The organism is Pseudomonas sp. OV226, from assembly GCF_003148705.1.
GTDB lineage: Bacteria > Pseudomonadota > Gammaproteobacteria > Pseudomonadales > Pseudomonadaceae > Aquipseudomonas.
On the sequence record NZ_QGGS01000011.1, the window covers coordinates 175,070 to 197,256 of the forward strand.

The 22,187-nt window shown below is 59.5% G+C and carries 22 protein-coding genes; 10 read left to right on the top strand and 12 right to left on the bottom strand.

From position 1 onward, the window contains the following. Nucleotides 1–14 precede the first annotated feature (14 nt). The gene (gene gudD / locus C7534_RS18940) at nucleotides 15–1,358 is read left to right on the top strand and encodes a glucarate dehydratase (protein ID WP_109786655.1); all 1,344 of its coding nucleotides are present in this window, start codon (nucleotides 15–17) and stop codon (nucleotides 1,356–1,358) included. 1 nt (nucleotide 1,359) lies between these two features. On the opposite strand, the gene C7534_RS18945 is transcribed toward gudD, so the two are convergent. Continuing rightward, nucleotides 1,360–2,253, bottom strand: coding sequence for a LysR family transcriptional regulator (locus C7534_RS18945; RefSeq protein ID WP_109786656.1), 894 nt, complete (start codon nucleotides 2,251–2,253; stop codon nucleotides 1,360–1,362). Between the two features lie 162 nt (nucleotides 2,254–2,415). Here C7534_RS18945 and ampC point away from each other — a divergent pair, with 162 nt between their 5' ends. Then, nucleotides 2,416–3,582, top strand: a complete 1,167-nt coding sequence (gene ampC / locus C7534_RS18950) for a class C beta-lactamase (protein WP_109786669.1) — start codon at nucleotides 2,416–2,418, stop codon at nucleotides 3,580–3,582. A gap of 212 nt (nucleotides 3,583–3,794) precedes the next feature. On the opposite strand, the gene C7534_RS18955 is transcribed toward ampC, so the two are convergent. Continuing rightward, nucleotides 3,795–4,166, bottom strand: a complete 372-nt coding sequence (locus tag C7534_RS18955) for a DUF6124 family protein (protein WP_046032595.1) — start codon at nucleotides 4,164–4,166, stop codon at nucleotides 3,795–3,797. Between the two features lie 260 nt (nucleotides 4,167–4,426). Continuing rightward, nucleotides 4,427–4,999, bottom strand: coding sequence for a DUF4174 domain-containing protein (locus C7534_RS18960; protein WP_046032596.1), 573 nt, complete (start codon nucleotides 4,997–4,999; stop codon nucleotides 4,427–4,429). Nucleotides 5,000–5,178: 179 nt separating this feature from the next. Between C7534_RS18960 and C7534_RS18965 the strand changes: the two genes are divergently transcribed. Next, entirely contained in the window at nucleotides 5,179–5,547 is a 369-nt protein-coding gene (locus tag C7534_RS18965) for a VOC family protein (RefSeq protein ID WP_046032597.1), read from the top strand. A gap of 20 nt (nucleotides 5,548–5,567) precedes the next feature. Here C7534_RS18965 and C7534_RS18970 read toward each other — a convergent pair whose 3' ends face one another. Both C7534_RS18970 and C7534_RS18975 read right to left on the bottom strand, forming a co-directional pair. Further along, the gene (locus tag C7534_RS18970) at nucleotides 5,568–6,353 is read right to left on the bottom strand and encodes a sulfite exporter TauE/SafE family protein (RefSeq protein ID WP_077431761.1); all 786 of its coding nucleotides are present in this window, start codon (nucleotides 6,351–6,353) and stop codon (nucleotides 5,568–5,570) included. Between the two features lie 226 nt (nucleotides 6,354–6,579). Further along, on the bottom strand, nucleotides 6,580–7,329 hold the full coding sequence (locus tag C7534_RS18975; protein ID WP_077431760.1) for a hypothetical protein: 750 nt from the start codon (nucleotides 7,327–7,329) through the stop codon (nucleotides 6,580–6,582). A 232-nt stretch (nucleotides 7,330–7,561) separates the two neighbouring features. On the opposite strand from C7534_RS18975, the gene C7534_RS18980 reads away from it, so the two are divergent. Then, nucleotides 7,562–8,383, top strand: a complete 822-nt coding sequence (locus C7534_RS18980) for an aldo/keto reductase (RefSeq protein ID WP_077431759.1) — start codon at nucleotides 7,562–7,564, stop codon at nucleotides 8,381–8,383. Between the two features lie 30 nt (nucleotides 8,384–8,413). Next, nucleotides 8,414–8,884, top strand: a complete 471-nt coding sequence (locus C7534_RS18985) for a DUF1810 domain-containing protein (protein ID WP_046032601.1) — start codon at nucleotides 8,414–8,416, stop codon at nucleotides 8,882–8,884. On the opposite strand, the gene C7534_RS18990 is transcribed toward C7534_RS18985, so the two are convergent. Next, nucleotides 8,849–11,209, bottom strand: a complete 2,361-nt coding sequence (locus tag C7534_RS18990) for a DNA polymerase II (RefSeq protein WP_175648987.1) — start codon at nucleotides 11,207–11,209, stop codon at nucleotides 8,849–8,851. The two genes, C7534_RS18985 and C7534_RS18990, sit on opposite strands and share 36 nt — an antisense overlap. A 221-nt stretch (nucleotides 11,210–11,430) precedes the next feature. Between C7534_RS18990 and C7534_RS18995 the strand changes: the two genes are divergently transcribed. After that, nucleotides 11,431–11,871, top strand: a complete 441-nt coding sequence (locus C7534_RS18995) for a CBS domain-containing protein (RefSeq protein ID WP_109786657.1) — start codon at nucleotides 11,431–11,433, stop codon at nucleotides 11,869–11,871. A 131-nt stretch (nucleotides 11,872–12,002) separates the two neighbouring features. Here C7534_RS18995 and C7534_RS19000 read toward each other — a convergent pair whose 3' ends face one another. Further along, entirely contained in the window at nucleotides 12,003–12,626 is a 624-nt protein-coding gene (locus C7534_RS19000) for a glutathione S-transferase N-terminal domain-containing protein (protein WP_046032604.1), read from the bottom strand. A gap of 61 nt (nucleotides 12,627–12,687) precedes the next feature. Beyond that, nucleotides 12,688–13,308 carry an isochorismatase family cysteine hydrolase gene (locus tag C7534_RS19005; RefSeq protein WP_077431757.1) on the bottom strand — a complete coding sequence of 207 codons (621 nt, stop codon included), beginning with the start codon at nucleotides 13,306–13,308 and terminating at the stop codon, nucleotides 12,688–12,690. Nucleotides 13,309–13,527: 219 nt separating this feature from the next. Between C7534_RS19005 and C7534_RS19010 the strand changes: the two genes are divergently transcribed. Beyond that, nucleotides 13,528–14,007 (top strand): phage infection protein, encoded by a 480-nt coding sequence (locus C7534_RS19010; RefSeq protein WP_109786658.1) that lies wholly within the window; start codon nucleotides 13,528–13,530, stop codon nucleotides 14,005–14,007. An 80-nt stretch (nucleotides 14,008–14,087) separates the two neighbouring features. On the opposite strand, the gene C7534_RS19015 is transcribed toward C7534_RS19010, so the two are convergent. Continuing rightward, the gene (locus C7534_RS19015; RefSeq protein WP_109786659.1) at nucleotides 14,088–15,182 is read right to left on the bottom strand and encodes a DUF1615 domain-containing protein; all 1,095 of its coding nucleotides are present in this window, start codon (nucleotides 15,180–15,182) and stop codon (nucleotides 14,088–14,090) included. Nucleotides 15,183–15,367: 185 nt separating this feature from the next. Between C7534_RS19015 and C7534_RS19020 the strand changes: the two genes are divergently transcribed. Next, complete coding sequence (locus tag C7534_RS19020; RefSeq protein WP_109786660.1) at nucleotides 15,368–16,903, top strand: FAD-dependent oxidoreductase; 1,536 nt, start codon at nucleotides 15,368–15,370, stop codon at nucleotides 16,901–16,903. 23 nt (nucleotides 16,904–16,926) lie between these two features. Here C7534_RS19020 and hemB read toward each other — a convergent pair whose 3' ends face one another. From hemB to C7534_RS19035, 3 genes are all read right to left on the bottom strand, one after another. Then, nucleotides 16,927–17,901 carry a porphobilinogen synthase gene (gene hemB, locus C7534_RS19025; protein ID WP_109786661.1) on the bottom strand — a complete coding sequence of 325 codons (975 nt, stop codon included), beginning with the start codon at nucleotides 17,899–17,901 and terminating at the stop codon, nucleotides 16,927–16,929. A 289-nt stretch (nucleotides 17,902–18,190) separates the two neighbouring features. After that, nucleotides 18,191–19,033, bottom strand: coding sequence for a PhzF family phenazine biosynthesis protein (locus C7534_RS19030; protein ID WP_109786662.1), 843 nt, complete (start codon nucleotides 19,031–19,033; stop codon nucleotides 18,191–18,193). Between the two features lie 23 nt (nucleotides 19,034–19,056). Beyond that, nucleotides 19,057–19,764: a glutathione S-transferase family protein gene (locus C7534_RS19035; RefSeq protein WP_109786663.1), complete on the bottom strand. Its 708-nt coding sequence runs from the start codon at nucleotides 19,762–19,764 to the stop codon at nucleotides 19,057–19,059. Between the two features lie 371 nt (nucleotides 19,765–20,135). Here C7534_RS19035 and C7534_RS19040 point away from each other — a divergent pair, with 371 nt between their 5' ends. Together C7534_RS19040 and C7534_RS19045 are read left to right on the top strand one after the other, a co-directional pair. Continuing rightward, on the top strand, nucleotides 20,136–20,810 hold the full coding sequence (locus tag C7534_RS19040; RefSeq protein WP_109786664.1) for a histidine phosphatase family protein: 675 nt from the start codon (nucleotides 20,136–20,138) through the stop codon (nucleotides 20,808–20,810). A gap of 91 nt (nucleotides 20,811–20,901) precedes the next feature. Continuing rightward, nucleotides 20,902–21,957 (top strand): permease, encoded by a 1,056-nt coding sequence (locus C7534_RS19045; RefSeq protein ID WP_109786665.1) that lies wholly within the window; start codon nucleotides 20,902–20,904, stop codon nucleotides 21,955–21,957. Nucleotides 21,958–22,187: the final 230 nt, after the last annotated feature.

Consider the following 22,187-nt stretch of genomic DNA (forward strand, 5'->3'; position numbering starts at 1 on the left):
TGAAGGATAAGAAAATGCACTCACAAGACACTGCAAAAGCGCCGATCATCACCAGCATGCAGGTGGTACCGGTGGCCGGCCACGATGGCATGCTGCTCAATCTGAGCGGCGCCCATGGCCCGTTTTTCACCCGCAACATCGTGATCCTCAAGGACAACGCCGGTCACACCGGTGTCGGCGAAGTCCCGGGTGGTGAGCGGATTCGCCAGACACTGGAAGACGCCCGCTCACTGGTCGTCGGCAGCCCGATTGGCACTTATCAGAAGATCCTTAATCAAGTGCGCCAGACCTTCGCCGATCGCGATGCCGGTGGTCGCGGTTTGCAGACGTTCGACCTGCGCATCACCATTCACGCGGTCACGGGACTTGAAGCCGCCCTGCTCGACTTGCTCGGCCAGCACCTCGACGTGCCGGTCGCCGCCCTGCTCGGCGAAGGTCAGCAGCGCGATGAAGTGAAAATGCTGGGTTATCTGTTTTACGTCGGTGATCGCCAGCAAACCGACCTGGCCTACCGCAGCGAACCGGAGGCCGACAACGACTGGTTCCGCATCCGTCACGAAAAAGCCATGACCGCCGACGCCGTGGTACGCCTGGCGGTCGCCGCGCATGACCGCTATGGCTTCAAGGACTTCAAACTCAAGGGCGGCGTGCTCAGCGGTGACGAGGAAATCGAAGCGGTCACAGCGCTGGCCGAACGCTTCCCGGATGCACGTATTACGCTCGATCCAAACGGTGCGTGGTCGCTCAAGGAAGCGATTCGCCTGTGCCGGGATCAGCATCGCGTCCTCGCCTACGCCGAAGACCCGTGCGGCGCGGAAAACGGTTACTCGGGCCGCGAAGTCATGGCCGAGTTCCGCCGTGCCACCGGCCTGAAAACCGCCACCAACATGATCGCCACCGACTGGCGGGAAATGGGCCACGCCATTCAATTGCAATCGGTCGACATTCCTCTGGCCGATCCGCATTTCTGGACGATGCAGGGCTCGGTTCGCGTGGCGCAGATGTGCCACGAATGGGGCCTGACCTGGGGATCGCATTCCAACAACCACTTCGATATTTCCCTGGCGATGTTCACCCACGTCGCGGCGGCCGCACCGGGCGACATCACCGCCATCGACACCCACTGGATCTGGCAGGACGGCCAGCGCCTGACCAAAGCTCCGCTGCAAATCGTCGGCGGCTGTGTGCAAGTGCCGAAGAAACCGGGGCTAGGGGTTGAACTGGACATGGATCAGTTGGCCAAGGCCCATGAGCTGTACAAAAGCATGGGGTTGGGCGCACGAGATGACAGCGTGGCGATGCAGTTTTTGATCCCGGGCTGGAAGTTCGATAACAAGCGGCCGTGCCTGGTGCGCTGAGTCACTGGTCGCGCGGGAGTTGGTCTTGCGCGACCTGAAGTAGCCAGTCCTTGAACGCCGTCATGGCCGCCGTTTCAGTGCGGGACTGCAAGCGGGTCAGCCAGTAGCTGCCGGTGGTGATACCGATCGCGAAAGGCTGCTCGATCGCACCTGCCGCCAGTTGCCGGGAAAACATCAACGGCGGCGCCAGTGCGATACCGGCGCCCTGAAGCGCGGCCTCCATCATCGCCAGTGAAGAGTCGAAAACGATGCTCTTGGCGGGCGGTGTATTGGCCGGTAATCCGCAGGCCTGAAACCACTCGGACCATTCGTCTGTACGGTAGGAACGTAGCAAGGTTTGTTGCAACAGATCCTCAGGCGACTGCAATTGCCGGGCAAGTTCAGGAACGCATAACACCGACAGCGGCGCATCGATCAACCGCAACGCTTCAACGCCATGCCAGGCGCCGGCGCCAAATCGAATGGCGTAATCCAGACCTTCGGCGGCGACGTCCACACGGTTATTGTTGGTCGACAGGCGTAAATCTATGTACGGATGTTTCACATGAAAATCCGCCAGGCGTGGCAGCAACCACCCCACCGCAAACGTGCCCACCGCTCCCACCGATAACACCTCCCGATAATGCCCGCCTTCAAAGCGTTCGAGGGTTTCAGCGATTCGGTCGAAAGACTCGCGCAATACCGGCAGCAAGGTTTCCCCCTCGCTGGTCAGCATCAGCCCGCGTGGCAAGCGTTTGAACAGGGTCACGTTCAGTTGCGCCTCAAGACTTTTGACCTGATGACTCACCGCCGCCGGCGTCACGAACAGCTCCACCGCCGCCCGCGTGAAACTCAAATGACGCGCGGACGCCTCGAAAGCGCGCAATGCATTTAGCGGCAAGTGAGGACGAATCATGCCAACTCCATAATTTTTCTAATGGCTAACCCGAGATTTCGTCGTTTGTCGAAGTTCGGCAGACTGCCTAGATTCTGCTCGCCTGTTAGCTAGCCCGTTTTGCAAGAGCGCATGGAGTGTAGCGGGTTAACATCATCACAACTCATGAAGAGTGAATCAGACATGTATCAATACAAACTGCCAAGGCTAGCGACCTACAGCGTTTTCGCACTTCTGCTCGGCACAGCGCCGTGTTTCGCTGCAACACCGTCCGACCAGCAGCTCGAAGCCTTGGTCAACGCCACCGTCGGCCCGGTGATGCAGCAACAGAACATCACGGGACTCGCCGTTGCGATCACCCAAAATGGTCAGAAGCATTACTTTAATTACGGCGTAGCATCCAAAGAGGATGGCAAACCGGTCAGCCAGGACACCCTGTTCGAAATCGGCTCGGTCAGCAAAACCTTCACTGCCACGCTGGCCGCCTATGCACAGGCCAGCGGCAAACTGTCCCTGTCCGATACAGCCAGCGCTGTTTTACCAGCCTTGCGCGGCAGTGCGTTCGACCACATCAGCGTATTGCAATTGGCCACTTACACCGCTGGCGGGTTGCCGCTGCAGTTCCCCGAAAACGCAGACCACGCGGATAAGATGCTGGGTTATTTCAAGCAGTGGACACCGGTGTATCCCGCCGGAACCCATCGCCAGTATTCGAACCCAAGCATAGGGCTATCCGGTTACCTCGCCGCCTACAGCATGGGCCAGCCGTTCGATACCCTGTTGGAAAAGACCTTGTTGCCGAAACTGGGCCTTGAGCACACCTACCTCAATGTCCCCAAAAACCAGATGGGGCTTTACGCGCTGGGGTACAACAAAGACGACAAGCCGGTGCGTGTCGAGCCGGGTGCTCTGGACTCCGAAGCCTACGGCGTGAAAACCAGCGCCTCGGACTTACTGCGTTTTGTCGAAGCGAACATGAAACCGGCAGGGTTGGAAAAGCCGCTACAGCAAGCCATTGCCACCACCCACACCGGTTATTACACCGTGGGCAACATGACGCAGGGGCTGGCCTGGGAGTTCTACCCCTACCCGGTCACGCTGGATCGGCTGCTTGCCGGTAATTCGACCGAGATGGCAATGGAAGCGCACAAGGTCAATTGGTTGAACCCGCCGCAGCCACAACAGGAAAACCTGTTGTTCAACAAAACCGGCTCAACGGGTGGCTTTGGTGCCTATGTCGCGTTCGTACCCTCGAAGGACATCGGCATCGTGATCCTGGCCAACAAAAATTACCCAAACCCGGAACGCATCAAAATCGCCCACACGATATTGAGTGCCCTGACCGAATAACCAAGAGCAACGCGACTCCTGTAGCAGCTGCCGAGCCCGCGAGGCTGCGCTCGGCGACGAAGTCGTCGTGAAATCAGACGATGCAGTTTTTCAGGAAAACCGCGTCCGCCGGGTTTACGACGACTTCGTCGCCGAACGCAGCCTCACAGGCTCGGCAGCTACAGACGGATGGGTGACCCTTTGAGGTCACCTATTGTCGTTATGTCGCTCGCTTAATGCCGAGTCACTGGCGAACCGTCAGACGCATCGTCCTGCGGAACAAGGTTGTCCCGCACCTGGGTCACCAACAACTCAGCGATCATCGCCAACTGCTGGATCGAAAAGATTTCACCACGGTTCGGCGCGTCCAGTTTTGCCGCAAAATTCTCGAGCAGGGCATTCAGCGATGCGAGGGTTTCGCTGGCTTGCCTTAGCAGCGTCAGCGTGTCGACGCCGGGGACAACGGCGAATATCTGCCGAGCAGTGGGAACACGCCTGGGGCGTGGAATGACCGCCACTTCTGCGGTACCACACACCTTCACAGAATCGGGATGATCGGCATCGGTGGGCGTTTGCGGTTGTTGAGGCTTACTGATCTTTTTCACAGGCGGGGCTCCTTTTTCCACGGGGGTTTTCGTCCTTGGGTCCCTCAATATCGCGGACTTCAACAAAGGCTAGCGGTGCGCGCTGTAGGGCACCAGTTCATCAAGTGCTACACAACTTGAAGGAAATGTCCGAGGCCCGTGAAGGCGGGTACTTCACCTGCAAAAAAAATGGGCGATCGTTTAGATCGCCCATTGTCATGACGGTGACTGAAATCGGCGTTCAATCCCACCCATCAAAAGGAACAGACGCCCTCAACGTTTCAGTCATCCGGCATTTCCGGGGGCTTGGCCGGTTTGCCCGCTTTGCCAGCCTTTGCGCCCTTGGTGCCTTTGGCCCCATTGACGGGTTCGGCTTCAGCCGGGGGGGCTACGACCGCCGGCGCGGTGGCTTCTTTCTCAGCCGCTGGCAGGGCATCGATGGTGTCGAAAATTTTCTTCAAATCGACGGACTTTGACTCATCCCCCGAACTTTCAAGCTTCTTCTCGCCGTCCTTGCCGATCAGGATCACTTTGGGCAACGCCCCCGCACCAAGTTTCAGCGAGCGGATCAGTGCCATGGTGTCCTGCTGACCGAGGTCCCTGCCGTCAAGCTGCCCGAACATGTTCAGCACGCTGTACACCTTGATATTGCGTTGAGCGATCCCCTCTTTGTTGGCCGGATCAGCCAGCGACTTTTTCAGTCCCGTCCAGACCGGGTCGACGGTACTGGGCGCGATAACAATCAATGGCCTAAACCTGCCCTTGTCTATATCCAGCGGTGAATCGCCCTCGGCTGCGAACAAGGGACCGGCGAAAGCCAGCAAGGTTGTCAGGGTCAAAAACCTGATGAGCATGCGCATCTCCTTTTGATAACCACGCTCTAATGATTGCGCATCGCGGCGTTCGTTCCGGTGACGCACCGCAATTGTGTTTCGCCTTGACCCAAGCTTAGGTCAGGGCGGTCATTGCGCAACAGGCTGAGCTACTCTCATCACTTAAAACGACCCACCTGAACCGCCGTGAGGACAACTCCATGAGCGCTCAGTTGAACCACACCATCGTCTGGTGCCGCGACAAACAGGTTTCCGCGAATTTCCTCGCCGAACTCCTCGGCCTGCCCGCTCCCGAGCCTTTCGGCCCCATGCTGGTCGTCAAGTTCGATAACGGTGTGTCGCTGGATTTCTACAACAATGAGCCGCCGATTGCGTCCCAGCACTATGCGTTTTTGATCGGTGACGATGACTTCGACAACGCGTTCGCGCGCCTGCAAGCATGCGGACAGCCTTGGTGGGCTGATCCGGGCAAGCAGCGGCCGAAGGAAATCAATGAGTACGCAGGGGGACGGCGGGTGTATTTCGATGACCCGGACGGGCATCTGCTGGAAATTTTCACCCGCGAGTGAAGCTGGCGCATGGGGTTGAATCAGAACGCCAGTTTGTAACCGATCAAAACCAACATGGTTGCCAGGCAAGGGCGCAACAGTTCATCGGAGATGCGCCCGGTCAAATGGCTGCCCAACCAGATACCCGGCAGCGAACCGATCAGCAGGTAACCCAGCACGTGCCAATCCATGTTGCCCATGCTCGCATGGCCAAGCCCGGCGACCAGCGTCAGTGGCACGGCGTGGGCGATTTCCGTGCCGACGAGGCGGCGGGTTGGCAACAGCGGGTACAGGATGAACAGTGCGACGGTGCCCAGGGCGCCGGCACCAATGGACGTCAACGCAACCATGGTGCCCAGCACCAGGCCCGTGATGACGGTCATTACATTGAGGCGCGAACCGCTGGGGTTATAGTTGCCACCCGCGCGTTTGTGCGCGAAATCGAGCAGGCGTTTCTTGAACAGAATCGCCAGCGCCGTGGCGAACAGGACGAACCCCAGCGCTTGTTTGATGATGGCATTCATCGTTTCAGGCGCGGTGTGCAAGCTACTCAGGAACCACAACGTCAACGCCACTGCCGGCACGCTGCCGAGGGTCAGCCAGCCGGTAATCGCCCAGTCGATGTTGTTGTTTTTGCGGTGAACGAGCACGCCACTGGATTTGGTGATTGCCGCGTACAGCAAATCGGTGCCGACAGCCGTCGCGGGGTTAATACCGAACCACAACAGGATCGGGGTCATCAATGACCCGCCACCGACGCCCGTCATGCCGACAATAAAGCCAACGACCAACCCGGCAATGACCAACCCGATGTTCACTAATTCCATTGATACGTCCACAAAGATCGCAGGGAAAACTGGCCCGCAGCATAGCGATTTTTCTTATAACCACTTATATCGATGCGAACTATCGTTATACCCGAGACATAACAACACCCCATTCCCCTGTAGGAGCTGAGCTTGCTCGCGATAGCGGTATAACATTCAACATATGTGGTGGCTCAAAGTCCGCTATCGCGAGCAAGCTCAGCTCCTACAGGGTTTGTGTCGGGGTTTATTGCACCGGCAGGAAATTCAGAAACAACAGACTCTGCGCGTAGTTCAAGCCGATGCGCCGGTAGCGTTCGTCCAGCATCTGCGTCAGTAAATCCAGGCGTGCGACGATTTTGCCGAATTCCACGGCAAAACTCAGGTTGCTGCCCTCCTCCGAAATTTCATTGGAAAACAGCAACGGCTCACCATTGCTGTTTTGCCGTTGGCTGAGAATCCACGTGGCGATCTCGATGTTGCGCGCGGCATTGCTGACGAACGTCGGGTTGATCGCATCCGTCATGTAGAACTCCAGACGATTGCCGTGAGCGGTCACCAGCATGCTGCCGATGGCATAGATGAAGGCACCGACCCGGTCACCGAGAAATTCCGGGCTCATGGCATACCGAAGGGCCGCCAGGTCTTTTTTACCGCCCAGGGTGGGCAACGGCTGTTGCAGCTCGATGGCCATGCGCACTTGTTTGCCAGCGGTTCGGGCATCGAGGAAACCGGATTTCTTCAGCTCATCGGGGTTGCGCAGGTAAAGCTTGCTCATCAGCAGGTAGAGGCTGTCGAGGTTGTCACGCATTGTCAGCGTGGCCATGCGGTCGACGCTGGTCTGCAGGAATTCCTGCGGCCTGCCTTCACGGAACTGGCTGACGATGTCGTTGCCCTGCTGCTGGCTGCAACCGCTGACAAAGAGCATTGTCAGGCAGGCCGAAAGCAGGCAACAGCGGTGGATCGGTGAGGTGATACGGGGTAAAACTCGAGCCATGGGTTCTTGAACTTGGGCATGGGCCGACGGTGGGGATCGCCGCCGGCTGCCCAAGGATAGAGCCACCAAAACCAGAAAAGTGCAGTGCCGGTGGTCCGTGGGCAACGATACCGACAATCTGCAGCTGAGATTTCGTCGTGTTCGCTATCACCAACTATCTAGTGCGCTGCGGAACCACCGGGGCATTTTGCTGCCCATTTAATATCCACCGAGTTACAGAAAGGAGGTTTTCATGCGGACCCTCGAATTGGCCGGCTCCCAGGTTCCGGTCATCGGCCAGGGCACCTGGCGCATGGGCGAGGATCGCTCGGCGCACCGGCATGAAGTCGCCGCCCTGCGGCTGGGTATCGAGTTAGGCATGACGTTGATCGATACCGCCGAAATGTATGCTGAAGGCGGTGCCGAGGAAGTGGTCGCTGAAGCCATCAGTGGTCTGCGAGACAACGTCTTTCTGGTCAGCAAGGTCTACCCCCACAACGCCAGCTGCAAAGGCATTCCCCAGGCCTGCGAGCGCAGCCTTCGGCGTCTGAACACCGATTACATTGACTTGTACCTGCTGCACTGGCGTGGCCAGTATTCCCTGGAGGAAACCGTCGAAGCCTTCGAACGCCTGCGTGAAGACGGCAAGATCGGTCGTTGGGGCGTGTCCAATTTCGATGTGGACGACCTGCAAGAACTCGACTCACCGGCCTGCGCCACCAATCAGGTGCTCTACAACCTGGAAGAGCGCGGCATCGAATTTGATTTGCTGCCCTGGAGCCAACAGCATCGCCAGCCATTGATGGCTTACTGCCCGATCGGTCAGGGCGGGCAAATGCTGGCCCATCCGGCGCTGAAAAAGGTTGCCGCCCGTCATGGGGCGTCACCGGCTCAAGTAGCGCTGGCATGGATTCTGCGGCAGAGCGGCGTGATCGCCATCCCCAAAGCGGTCAAACCTGAACACGTGCAATTGAATGCGCAAGCCGCGCAGTTGCGGCTCGAACCCGGGGATCTGGAGGCGCTGGATCACGCGTTTCACGCGCCACAACGCAAACATCGGTTGGCCATGGTCTGAACCATCGCCGATTTGCCAGAGGGCATGTGCATGAGAAGCACCGATCAGCTCGACGCTTTTAATTTGCCACGCTTCGTCCAGGCTCAAGACCCGGTATTCGAATGGGTACAGGAAGAACTGCACGCCGGTAAAAAACGCCGTCACTGGATGTGGTTCATCTTTCCGCAGCTTGCCGGGTTAGGCGGGAGCGAGATGTCCCGTCACTTCGCCATACGCTCCGATGAGGAAGCCGCGGCGTATCTGGAGCATCCACTGCTGGGCCCGCGCCTGCGGACCTGCACGCAATTGGTCCTGAACGTCAAACAACGCTCGATCGCCGATATCTTCGGCCATCCTGATGACCTGAAGTTTCACTCCTCGATGACCCTGTTTGCCCAGGTCGCCCCCGACGGCAGCGTTTTCCATCGAGCCCTCGAGCAATATTTCCACGGCATACGGGATGACTGGACGCTGTCTCTGCTGGACCTAAAACAAGCCCATTTGCCCACCAATCAGCGTTGAGAAGTCGTCGTCCACAAACGGCAGGATCGCATCCGCCACCGGTTGCAGCTGCCGGGTGACGTAGTGGTCATAGTCGATGGGCGCGCTGCGGATCTCCAGCGGCTCGGGCCCGGCGACGGTGATCACGTAGCTGATCCAGCCGCCGTTCTGGTACTGACGTGGGCGACCCTGCCGGTCATTGAAATCATCGGCGATGCGCGCGGCGCGCACGTGGGGCGGCACGTTGCGCTCGTAGTCATCGAGGGTGCGGCGCAGACGCTTGCGGTAAATCAGACGGTCGTCGAACTCGCCGGCCAGGGTCTTGCGCACGTAATCGCGAACGTAATCCTGATACGGCTTGCGATGGAAGATCCGCGAGTACAGCTCCTGCTGGAATTGCCGGGCCAGTGGCGACCAGTCGGTGCGCACGGTTTCCAGGCCTTTGTAGACCATTTCATCAGAGCCATCGGCGCGCGTGACCAGGCCGGCATAACGCTTCTTGCTGCCCTCCTCCGCGCCACGGATGGTTGGCATCAGAAAGCGCTTGTAGTGGGTTTCGAACTGCAACTCCAACGCACTTTCCAGTCCGTACTCGGCTCGCACATGCTCGCGCCACCACTGGTTGACGTGATCGACCAACGCAAAACCGATCTGCGCGGCTTCCTCCTGTCCGTGGGCCCGGCGCAGCCAGACGAAGGTGGAGTCGGTATCGCCATAAATCACTGTGTGGCCCTGGGCTTCGATCAACTGCCGGGTGCGCAGCATGATTTCGTGACCGCGCAAGGTAATGGACGAAGCCAGGCGCGTGTCGAAGAAGCGGCAGCCGCTGGAACCGAGCACGCCGTAGAAGGCATTCATGATGATCTTCAGCGCCTGGGACAGCGGTGCGTTGTGTTCGCGCTTGGCGGTTTCGCGACCTTCGGCCACCCGGGCGACGATGGCCGGCAGGCAATGCCGGGTTCTGGAAAAACGTGCCCCGCGAAAACCCGGTACCGAGTCTCTGTCGTCGGGATGTTGCAAGCCTTCGATCAGCCCGACCGGGTCGATCAGAAAGGTACGGATGATCGACGGATAGAGGCTTTTATAGTCGAGCACCAACACCGACTCGTACAGGCCCGGCTGTGAGTCCATGACAAAGCCGCCGGGGCTGGCCTGCGGTGACTGGCGGCCAAGGTTGGGCGCGACAAAGCCCTGGCGGTGCATCAGCGGCATGTACAAGTGGGTGAACGCCGCCACCGAACCACCGCTGCGATCGGCCGGCAAACCGGTGACGCTGGCCCGTTCCAGCAGGAAAGTCAGCAACTGGGTCTTGGCGAAAATCCGCGTCACCAGTTCGCAGTCTTTGAGGTTGTACGTGGCGAGGGCCGGTTTGTCCTCGGCGAACATCCGGTTGATTTCGTCCATGCGCTGGTAAGGCGTGCTGATTGACTTGCCCTCACCGAGCAGGGTTTGCGCGACGTTTTCCAGGCTGAACGACGGGAAGTTCCAGGTCGCCGAGCGCAGGGACTCAATACCGTCGATGATCAACCGCCCTGCCGCCGAGGCGAAGTAATGGTTGCGGCTGCCGTGTTCGCGCCATTGCATCTCTTCCCCGCCACGCCCCAGCTTGAGCGGTACCGCCAGGCGCCGGGCGTGTTCATGGAGCACGCGCAGGTCGAACTGCACGACGTTCCAGCCGATGATTGCGTCGGGGTCGTGGCGGGCAAACCATTCATTGAGCTTTTTCAGCAGCACGGTTCGCGAGTCGCAGTACTCGAGCTGGAAATCCACCTGGCTGTCGTCGCCATTGGGCGGTCCGAGCATGTACACCTGCCGCTCGCCGCAGCCTTCCAGCGCAATGGAATACAACTCGCCCTGCGCGGTGGTTTCGATGTCCAGCGAGACCAGGCGCAGCGTTGGTCGGTAGTCCGGATCGGGTTTCATCTGCGCGTCGAGCAACAGGCCCTGCGCATCGGGCGTGCCGCCAAAAATCACCGGCGCCGTGATGAACCGCTCCATCATGTAGCGCTCCGGCGGGCGCACGTCGCCCTCGAACATCTCGACGCCGGCCTTGCGCAGCGCGGTTTCCAGGCGCATCAACTGACCGTGCTGCTGGCAATACAAGCCGAGCACCGGGCGGTGCTCGAAATCCAGCAGGGCCAGGGGCTTGAGCTCGACGTTTTTCTCGCCGTGCAGCACTGCCTCAGCCTGCTCGCGCTGCTGCGCCGCAATGAACCCCACCGACGGCTGATGAGGCAAGCGGATGCGCCGGGGACCGGAGTCGGTCGCCAGCCAGAACTCGACTTCCGTACCGGCCGGGGTGTCGCGCCAATGCCGGGTCAGGACGAAGCCCTGCTGTAAGTCCACCACTGCAACCTCACGTTTTGTTCAGGCTGCAATTCTACCCGTCATCAAGGGCCAGCGGGTCAGGGGTGAGAATTTCCCTTGGCACGCCCCTTTCGACGAAGCTTTACCAAAGAAAAACCGCCGAATGACGTTTTTTGAGTGTTATCTGCCGCTTTCTCCCTTGCCCTCAGCGCTTGCGTCTACGATTCTTCAAGAACAACGACAACACCCGAGAAACCGCCATGAAAACCGTCGCTCAACTGCTCAAGCTCAAAGATCAGAAGAATCAGGAAGTGCATCAGATCAAGCCTGATCATATGGTGCTGGAAGCACTGATGAAGATGGCCGAGAAAAACGTCGGTGCCTTGCTGGTGGTAGAGAAGGACGAAGTGCTGGGCATCATCAGTGAACGCGACTACGCCCGCAAACTGGTGCTGCATGGCCGCTCCTCGGTCGGTACGCCGGTGCGCGACATCATGGTGTCCCCAGTCATTACCGTGGACACCCATCAAACCGTCGATACGTGCCTGGGCATCATGTCCGACAGGCGCCTGCGTCACTTGCCGGTGGTGGAGAACGGCAAGTTGATCGGTTTGTTGTCGATCGGCGACCTGGTCAAGGAGGCCATTGCCGAGCAGGCTGAACTGATTCAACAACTGGAGCAGTACATCCGCGGCGAATAATCCGAACACACTACAAAAACCTGTGGGAGCCGGGCTTGCCCGCGATGGGATCAACCCGGTTCGACGTCAAACCGGGTCGCCTGCATCGCGGGCAAGCCCGGCGCCTACAGCTCACCGTTGATCTTTTGTGTTCAGGTTGGCCAATGCCGCGCGAAAACCGGTGCCAAGGTCGGGTGCCGGTCTATACGCTCAAGCCATGCAAAAAAACCGGGGCGGGTGCGGCGTAAATGCTCCCGGCTGCCCGCCCATCTCGACACCACCGCCGCCAGTACATCCAGCGCTCCCGGCGTCTCATCGCCCAGATACAGCTCGCCGGAAAACTGATCGGCAAACACCTCCCAGCTCCAGTGCAAGCGTGTGCGGGCGCCGGCCATGAGATTTTGTCTGGACGACTCATCCGCCTCGATCAACCAGCGTTCGGGGTAGTCGATAATGCCGATGGCCGTGTAGCAATTGCAGATGATGAACGCCAGGCCCCGAATGGCTTGATCGCGATCAGCGGCCAGCTTCGGCAGCAGGTTTGACTCGGGAAAGGTCAACCCGAGATGAATCAGGATCGCCGCGCTTTCGCTCAGCACACTGCCATCGGGCAATTGCAGGGTTGGGATTTGTTTGAGCGGGTTGAGTTTTTCCAGCGCGTGGGCGGCCTCTAGCGAAGATTCGACGTCAATGAAGCGATAAGGAATTTCACAGAGTTCGAGGGCAGCCTCTATCGCCGCCGCGCCGGAATTCTGGTGTCCATAAAGTTGGTACATGGTGCGGCCTCCTGGCGTGACAAAAATGAAGGATCAAGAGAGGCGCCATCTGCTGGCCGTACTAGCCCAGCGCTGCGATCAACTCGGCCGTCGTGACGATCGAATGCGCATACGTCGGCCCGTTGATCTCATGCGCGGCATGCATGGCTTCTGCACTGAACGCGGCGGTGGCGTCGCGCACCAGCGTCACGTGATAGCCCAATTCAGCGGCAAACTTGCCGGTGGTTTCGATGCAGGTATTGGCGAGCATCCCCACCACCACGACCTTGTCGATCCCGTGTTGCTTGAGCAAAAAGTCCAGGTCGGTGTTGGCGAAACCGCTGCCGCCCCAGTGTTCCTTGACGATCACGTCGCCCGCCTCGGGATGGAAGTCCGGGTGCCATTCCCCGCCCCAAGCTCCCGCCGCAAACACTTGCGCGCTGCTGGCCCCTTGTTGATAAGGGCTGGGATGCTGCCAGTGGGCCAGGTCATCCGGTTCGGCGCGGTGGTGGGGTACATAGAAAACCCGGATCCCGGCATGGCGAGCGGCCGACACCACGGCCTTCAGATTGGCCAGCGTGCCGACGCTGTCAGCCACCGGTTTGGCCCGACCGTGAAGTTTGCCCCCTTCGCTGAGGAAGTCGTTGTAAGGGTCCACCAGCAGCAGGCCGGTGTGTTCGGCAACATAAGAACTGGTATTCATGATTGGCTCCTCGGGGGCACGCGCCAGCTAACCAGTGTAGAAGTGCCGCTCAACCCTACCCGCGCTATCCGACGACTGAACCATCACGCCTGCGTGGGGTTACTTTCATCACCTATCAATACCGTCGATGTTCACAATCACAGCAATGAAGTTCTCATAAAAAATCGTCGGCGTAACATCCGCTCCATACCAACCAATAACACCCCGGAGCACACCCTCATGAAACGCCAAACTCTTCTCAGCATCGCTTTCTCGGTTTTTGCAGTTAACGCTTTTGCCGCTACCTCTGCTCAACCTGTCGTCGCCGAAGGCGGCTCGGATCGCCTGATTGAAAGCCGTGTGGCTGAAGGAGGTTCGGATCGTTTGATCGAGAATCGTGTTGCCGCTGATGGTTCCGACCGTCTGATGCAGAACCGCGTTGCCGAAGGTGGCTCCGACCGTCTGATCGAAAACCGCGTTGCCGCTGATGGTTCCGACCGTCTGATGCAGAACCGCGTTGCTGAAGGTGGCTCCGACCGTCTGATCGAAAACCGCGTTGCCGCTGATGGTTCCGACCGTCTGATGCAGAACCGCGTTGCTGAAGGTGGCTCCGACCGTCTGATCGAAAACCGCGTTGCCGCTGATGGTTCCGACCGTCTGATGCAGAACCGCGTTGCTGAAGGTGGCTCCGACCGCTTGATCGAAAGCCGTGCTGCATAAATGCAGGGTTTTACCGCAGGACTCAATGAAAAACCCGGCCTCACCCGCCGGGTTTTTTTACGTCTGTTTTTTGCTTCCGCTCACTGGCCTGCCCGCACCAGGCAGCGCTGATAACGCTCATCGACCCGTTTGGCGAACCACGCCGTCGTGAGTTTTCGGGTGATTTTCGGACTTTGCAACTCGATCCCCGGTAACACTGCACGAGGCAATGACCGGCCCTCGGCCTGGTCGGCCAACGCGAACACCCGCCGATAGAGTTCGGTGTTCTCTAATGTCAGACTTTTGCCCTCCTCCAATTGATTGCGAATGGTCGTATTGCGCATGCCCAACTGCTTGCCGAGGCTGCGCACCGCCAATTCAGTGGTGCCGGGCATGATCGAGTCATAGCGAACCAGATCGCCATCCAGCGCCAGCGGAATGCCTGACACCCGACTCAACGCGTTCTGAAACGCCGCATTGCGGCTGGCATACCAGCCGGCATTGAAATCCGCGAAGCGATACAGCGGTTGCGTATAGCTCACCGGGTAACCCAGCAAGTGGGCGATGCCGAAGTACATGCCGCCTCGGCGGCTGAACACTTCATGCCGGATCGAGCCGTTCACCGGGTACGGATAGCCCCGCGCCTGCTGCTCGGCGAAATCGATGCTGACCTGCATTGGCCCGCCGGTGTGCACCGGATTGAAGCCACCGAACAGGGTCTTGCCCAATGGCACCATGCCAATGAAGTCATCGAAAATCGCGCTGAGTTCTTTCTCGCTGCGCGCTGCTTTGAGGCGCTCGCTGTAGCTTTTGCCGTTGGGTGAACGCAACTGCAATGCGCCACTGACCAACAGACTGGGGATATGAGCTTTAGCGGCGCGACGATCGATCTCTTCCCGAGCGATCTTGCCCAGGCCCGGCACCGGCGGGTCGACCTGAAATGTGGATTCCTGCTCGGTGACGGCGATCACCGAACACAGGTTTTGCGTGGAGGGATCAAGTTTCCGGGTAGCGAATGCGGTGTATATGTCCGTGGCCCAGCCCTGCCGATCGGTGGTTTTAACCGGCAATAGCCGCACGATCTCGGCCTTGACCTCGGCGGGCGTGCGCGCAGGCTGTTCCTGCGAGCGTTGAGTGCCGCAACCGGCCAAAAGCAACAGCACCGCAACCCCCGTGAGCAATCGATTGGCTTGCATGGTGCTCCATCAAATCCGTTGAACCGGGTTAACCATACGACCAATGGCATGGCGCAGGCTATGACTCCTGCCGCCGCGCCCCGTTCCCCGGTCGCAGCAGCACGGCCGTTTTCCGTTGGGCAGTCAGCCTGCCTGCGCTGCACGAGTGGACCATACTTGAGCCAGTCACCGAGGAGGACAGGTTGATGAATCGTAGTGACGTGCTGATCGTCGGCGCCGGCCCGACCGGGCTGGTACTCGCGCTGTGGTTGAGCAAACTGGGCGTTCGCGTGCGGATTCTCGACAAGACGTCAGCACCCGGCACGACGTCGCGGGCACTCGCGGTCCAGGCGCGGACACTGGAGCTGTATCGCCAGCTCGATCTCAGCGAGGCCGTGGTGCAAAACGGTCATCGTGTTGAGGCGGCGAATTTCTGGGTCAAGGGCGAACCGGTGGCGCGCTTGCCCCTGAGCCGCGTCGGCGAGGGACTGACGCCCTACGCCTTCCTCGAAATATACCCTCAGGACGAGCACGAGCGACTGCTGATAAAACGCCTCGAAGCCTTTGGCATTCAAGTGGAGCGCAACACGGAACTGGAAAGCTTCACAGACACCGGCGATGGCATCACCGCCCAACTGCGCTTGCCCGACGGCCAGCAGGAAACCTGTCAGGCCTGTTATCTGGCGGGTTGCGACGGTGCCCGGTCAATTGTGCGCAAGACCCTGGACACCGGCTTTCCGGGCGGGACCTACCAGCAGATTTTCTATGTCGCCGACGTACAAGCCAGCGGGCCGACCTTCAATGGCGAGCTGCATGTGGATCTGGATGAAGCGGACTTCCTCGCCATATTTCCACTCGGCGGCACAGGCCGTGCCCGGTTGATCGGCACCGTGCGCGACGAACGTGCCGAGCAGGCTGAAACCCTGCAGTTTGAGGACATCAGCAGCCGGGCCATCGAACATCTCAAGGTGCAGATCGAACAGGTGAACTGGTTCTCGACCTACCGTGTGCATCATCGGGTGGCCGACCACTTTCGCACCGCACGCGCGTTTCTATTGGGTGACGCCGCCCATGTGCACAGCCCGGCGGGTGGTCAGGGCATGAACACCGGAATCGGCGATGCCATCAACCTGGCATGGAAACTCGCGGCGGTGTTAAGCGGCGGCGCTACGGCCAAGCTGCTGGACACGTACGAAACCGAGCGTATCGCGTTCGCCCGCAAACTGGTCGCCACCACCGACCGTGTATTCACGTTCGTCACCGCCGAAGGTCGTCTGGCCGACGTGCTGCGTACACGGCTGGCACCGTTTGTGATTCCCAAAATGGCTTCGTTTGAAGCGACCCGCGAGTTCCTGTTTCGCACGGTCTCGCAGATCACCCTCAATTATCGCGGCATGCCGCTGAGCACTGGCGTTGCCGGGCACGTTCACGGCGGTGATCGCCTGCCCTGGGCCCACGACGGTGAGGGCGACAATTTTGAATCGCTGAAGCATCCGAACTGGCAAGTGCATGTGTATGGCGACACCAGCGACCAGATGATCGCTTGGTGTAATGAGCATCACCTGCCGCTGCAGGTGTTCGGCTGGAGGCCCGCGTTTGAAGCCGCGGGGCTGGGCCGTAACGGGTTTTACCTGTTACGGCCGGATACGTATGTGGCGATTGCCGAGACGTGTTCCGATCCGAAGGTGATCGAGCGGTACTTCAGGGATCACGGGATTCGGCCATTTTTTGGCTGCCCCTGAGAACACCACATTGGCAATGGGGTTCAGATGCCAGCCAGGGCCAGGTCCATCGCGAAGTAGGTGAAAATCAAATCCGCCCCCGCGCGCTTGATCGCCCCGAGGCTTTCACGCACCACGCGATCCTCATCGATCGCCCCCGCTTGCGCCGCGAATTTGATCATCGCGTACTCGCCACTGACCTGGTACGCCGACAACGGCAAACGCGACACCTCGCGGATGTCGCGGATGATGTCCAGGTAGGCACCGGCCGGTTTCACCATCAGTGCATCCGCGCCTTCCTGTTCGTCCATCAGCGATTCGCGCACCGCTTCGCGGCGGTTCATCGGGTTCATCTGATAGCTTTTGCGGTCGCCCTTGAGCGCGCTGCCGCCGGCTTCACGAAACGGGCCGTAGAGTGCAGAGGCAAATTTGGTGGAATACGCCATGATCGCGGTCTGGCTGAAACCCGCGTCATCCAGCGCCCGGCGAATCGCCTGGACCTGCCCGTCCATGGCCGCCGACGGAGCAATCACATCGGCACCGGCCCGAGCAGCAGCCACGGCTTGTTTACCAAGGTTGTTCAGGGTCTGGTCGTTATCGACTTCGTGGTTGTGCAGCACGCCGCAATGACCGTGGTCGGTGTATTCGCAGAAGCAGGTGTCGGACATCACGATCATCTCTGGCACGGCATCCTTGGCGATCCGCGACATGCGCGACACCAGCCCGTTGTCGTTCCAGGTGTCGCTGCCACTGCTGTCCAGATGATGCGACACGCCGAAGGTCATCACGGATTTGATGCCGGCGCGGGCGTAGCGCTCGATCTCGCCGGCCAGTTTCGACTCCGGAATGCGCATCACGCCAGGCATGCTTTTGATCGGCACGAAGTCGTCGATTTCTTCCTCGACGAAAATCGGCAGTACCAGATCGTTCAGGCTGAATTCGGTTTCCTGGAACAGGCTGCGCAGGCTCGCATTGCGGCGCAGACGGCGTGGACGTGCTTCGGGGAACTGACTGGACATGGGCATTCCTGAAAACGGAGGACAAGATAAACGTCGTAGGGAGCGAAGCTTATGCCTTGCAAGGCGCCAGGCACAAACCTCAAGAGCGGAAAAACCCTTACCGGGTCAGCAATAATCCGCGCCTGTAACACATCCCTCGTAGCAGCTGCCGAGCGTGCGAGGCTGCGTCCGGCTGCGAAGCAGTCGCAAAACCTGCAACCGAATTCTTTCAGTCAAACCGCGTTCACCGGGCCACGACTGCTGCGCAGCCGGACGCAGCCTCGCACGCTCGGCAGCTGCTACAGGGCGGTTAAAGCATCAGGGTGCCGGTAATGCAGGTCACCACAGCACCGCCAATCCAGATCTCATCACCCACCTGATCCACCTGGATGCGCCCCGCTCGTCCCATCGTCAAACCCTGGCTGACCACATAGGAGGCAGGCGCCAGCCCTTCAGCGAGCAACCATTGCGCAATCCCTGCGTTCAGACTGCCCGTGGCGGGGTCTTCCGGCATGCCGTCACCCGAGATGAACGCCCGCACTTCGAACTGTGCGTCATCACCATCGCGCTCGGGATTGCACGGCGCGATCACGCCGACGGCCAGGCCCAGCATTTGCGAATGATCCGGCTGCAAGTCCAGCACCTGTTGGCGCTCTTCGAGCATGACTGCCAGCCATCCGGCACCGTTATCCACCCACTGCGCCCGCACAATCGCCCCAACCTCCAGACCAAGGCCGCGTCGCACGCGCTCCACCAGTTCGGCGTCCACCGGCCCGGCGTTAATCAGGGGCGGCGCGAGAAAGGCCAACTGCGCGCCTTGTCGACGAATACGCACCAGTCCGACGCCGCACTCCTGAATAATCTCCTCGCCCTTGGGCACGCCACCGGCCTCAAGCCACGCATGGCAGGTGCCCAGGGTCGGATGCCCGGCAAATGGCAACTCGTTCAGGGTGGTGAAGATCCGCACCCGATAGTCGGCCCGCGGATCGCGCGGTTCCAGCACGAACGTGGTTTCACTGAGGTTGGTCCAGGTCGCGAACGCGGCCATGCGTTCCTCACTGAGTTCGTCCGCACCGAACACCACTGCCAATGGGTTGCCCTTGAGGGCGACGCGGCTGAAGACATCTACTTGCTTGAAATCGAATGAACTCATTGCCTGCCTTGGTCTTGAAGAAATCAAAGGATCGATTTAGGAATTTCCAGCCCGCGCATGACGGCCGGCCGCGCCAGGAAACGCTCCAGCACGCGTGTGACATTCGCAAAATTCTTGATGCCCACCAGATCGCCCGCTTCGTAGAAACCGATGAGGTTGCGCACCCACGGGAACGTTGCGATGTCGGCGATGGTGTAGCGCTCGCCCATGATCCAGTCACGCCCTTCAAGGCGTCCATCCAAAACCTTTAACAAACGTTTACTTTCCTCGACGTAGCGGTCGCGCGGTCGTTTGTCCTCGTAGTCCTTGCCGGCAAACTTGTTGAAGAAACCGAGCTGGCCAAACATCGGCCCGATGCCTCCCATCTGAAACATCAGCCATTGAATCGTCTCGTAACGCGCGGCCGATTCCTGAGCCAGCAGTTGCCCGCTCTTGTCGGCGAGGTAAATCAGAATCGCCCCGGACTCGAACAATGGCAGGGGTTTGTCCCCGGGACCATGGGGGTCGAGGATGGCCGGAATCTTGTTGTTGGGGCTCAGTGACAGAAACTCGGGCGACATCTGATCATTGGTGTCGAAGCCCACACGATGCGGTTCATAGGGCAGGCCGATCTCTTCAAGCATGATCGACACCTTGACGCCATTGGGGGTCGGCAAGGAGTAAAGCTGGATCCAGTCGGGGTATTGGGCTGGCCATTTTTGGGTGATGGGGAACGCGGACAAATCGGTCATCGGGAACATCCGTCGCTAAAGAAAGGGATGAGCATAATCCAGGATTAGCGCCCGTTGCTTGCGATCTTTTCGCGTTATCAAAACCATTGATGAACACGATCGAAAGATCTCAGCCTTTGCCCGAGCCTCAAGGTGTAGGGTGTCCACAAATTCGCAACATCTTGTCGATAACCTTCGCTGCAACCCGCTCAAGGTTGTCGATACAGTGCTGCGCAACCACCGGACGCGAACCAAATGGGCATCGGAGGACTCTGAGCAATGCCCTTTCGGACTCGGACCGACTCAACGACATGGAAAACACTCGAAGCTGGGAGCTCGTGGTGTAAAGGTTTGTCAGCCTTAACCGAATGCGCTGAAGATCACTTATACCAATGACCAAACTTTTTAAATTCGCTAAACGCTTCAAGCACCGTGCGTTTATTGTTCTGCCGGTGCTGCTGGCGGCAAGCGCAGTGTTTTTGTTGCTGGAGTCCCGCGAAAGTCGTGCCCAACCGGCGGACGGCACCCAGACACTGGTGTTCCTGCGTCACGCAGAGAAACCCGCCGGCGGTCTGGGCCAGCTCAATTGCCAGGGCCTCAACCGCGCCATCGACCTGGCCACCTTGTTGCCGGAAAAGTTCGGCAAGGCCAACTACGTGTTTGCCGCCAACCCGACGCGCAATGTCGAGGAAGGTGAACTGGACAACTCCTACAGCTATATCCGTCCACTGATGACCATCAGCCCCAGCGCGATCAAGCTCGGTTTGCCGGTGAACATCTCATTTTCGGCCAACGACACCAGCGACCTCGCCGAAGAATTACTGCACGACAAGTACCACAACTCCATCATCTACACCGCCTGGTCCCATGGCTACCTGCCAGAGTTGATCAACAAGGTCGCTGGAGACGCCGTCGGCAAGAAGCAGAGCATCACCGAAGACTGGGCGTCCAGCGACTACGATTCGGTGTTCGTACTCACGTTGACCTGGCAAAACGGCAAGGCCAGCCTCGTCAGTCACAGCTACAAACAAGGGCTGGATAACGGGTCTCAGACTTGTCCGACCTAAGCGGTCGGCAACATCCCACAGCCGGTGAAGACCACGACAGCCAAGGGGCGGGCTATCATGTATGCAACTTCCCCTTGTCTGGACTCTCTCCATGTCACTCTCATCCGCAGCTGTCCCCGCCCGGGGTTGGTCGTTCTGGTGGAAACCTGCCCTTTTCGTCGTGGTCGCCTGTATCGGCCTCTATTACGTCAAGTGGTCGCCTTACTACCTGAAAGCCTTCATCGCCGCTGACAATCACAGCATCGGCGCCTCCATCCTCAATGACGAACAGACCGCCCCGCTGGCCGCCGCGCTGACGTACGCGAAGGTGTACTTCCTGGCGATCTGGAAAGCCGCCGTGCTGGCCGTGATTCTCGGCTCCCTCCTGCAAGTCCTGATTCCACGAGACTGGCTGCTGCGCCTGTTCGGTCGCGCCAGCTTCGCTTCAACCTTGCGTGGCGGCCTGTTCGCCCTGCCGGGGATGATGTGCTCGTGCTGCGCCGCCCCGGTGGCCGCGAGCATGCGTCGCTCGAATGTCTCGGTCGGCGCAGCGCTGGCCTTCTGGATCGGCAACCCGGTGCTCAACCCCGCGACGCTGGTGTTCATGGGGTTCGTGCTGGGCTGGGGGTTCACCGCGTTGCGATTGGTCGCCGGGATTGTGCTGGTGTTCGGGGTGTCGATGATCGCTCAACGCATCAGCGGCCCGGAAACACTGCCTGAAGCTGCCGTCGAGGCAGTGGCCGAAGTCAGCGAAAAAGATACCCAACCATTCCTGACACGCTGGGCCAAAACCCTGTGGAGTTTGTTCTGGAGCACCATCCCGATCTATATCCTGGCAGTCCTGGTGCTGGGCGCGGTGCGGGTCTGGGTGTTCCCGCACATTGACGGGGCCATGGCCAACGGCCTGCTGTGGCTGGTGCCGCTGGCAATCATCGGTACGTTGTTTGTGATTCCTACCGCAGCAGAAATCCCTATCGTGCAAACCATGATGACGTTGGGCATGAGCACCGCCCCGGCCGTGGCATTGCTGATGACCCTGCCGAGCATCAGCCTGCCGTCGCTGCTGATGCTGCGCAAGGATTTCGATGCGCGGGTGCTGGTGAGCGTGGCGCTGATGACCATGGGGGTTGGGGTGGTTAGCGGATTGATCGGGGCTGCTTTGCTCTAGGTTTTGTAACACCGGTCAGATCGCCTTCGCGAGCGGCTCGCTCCTACATCTATGGTTACCCCCTTTTCTGCAATACTGTTTTTGATGTCGTGTTTGGCTTGCTTTCATCTATCCGGCGTCTGAGTGGGGGTGTCGCCCCGCGCCTCGATGAGAATCGATGCCCAACGACCCTAATTAGTGGAACGGCCTTACAGCCGTGTAGGAGCTCAGGGTTGTCGTCAGGCCGGTTG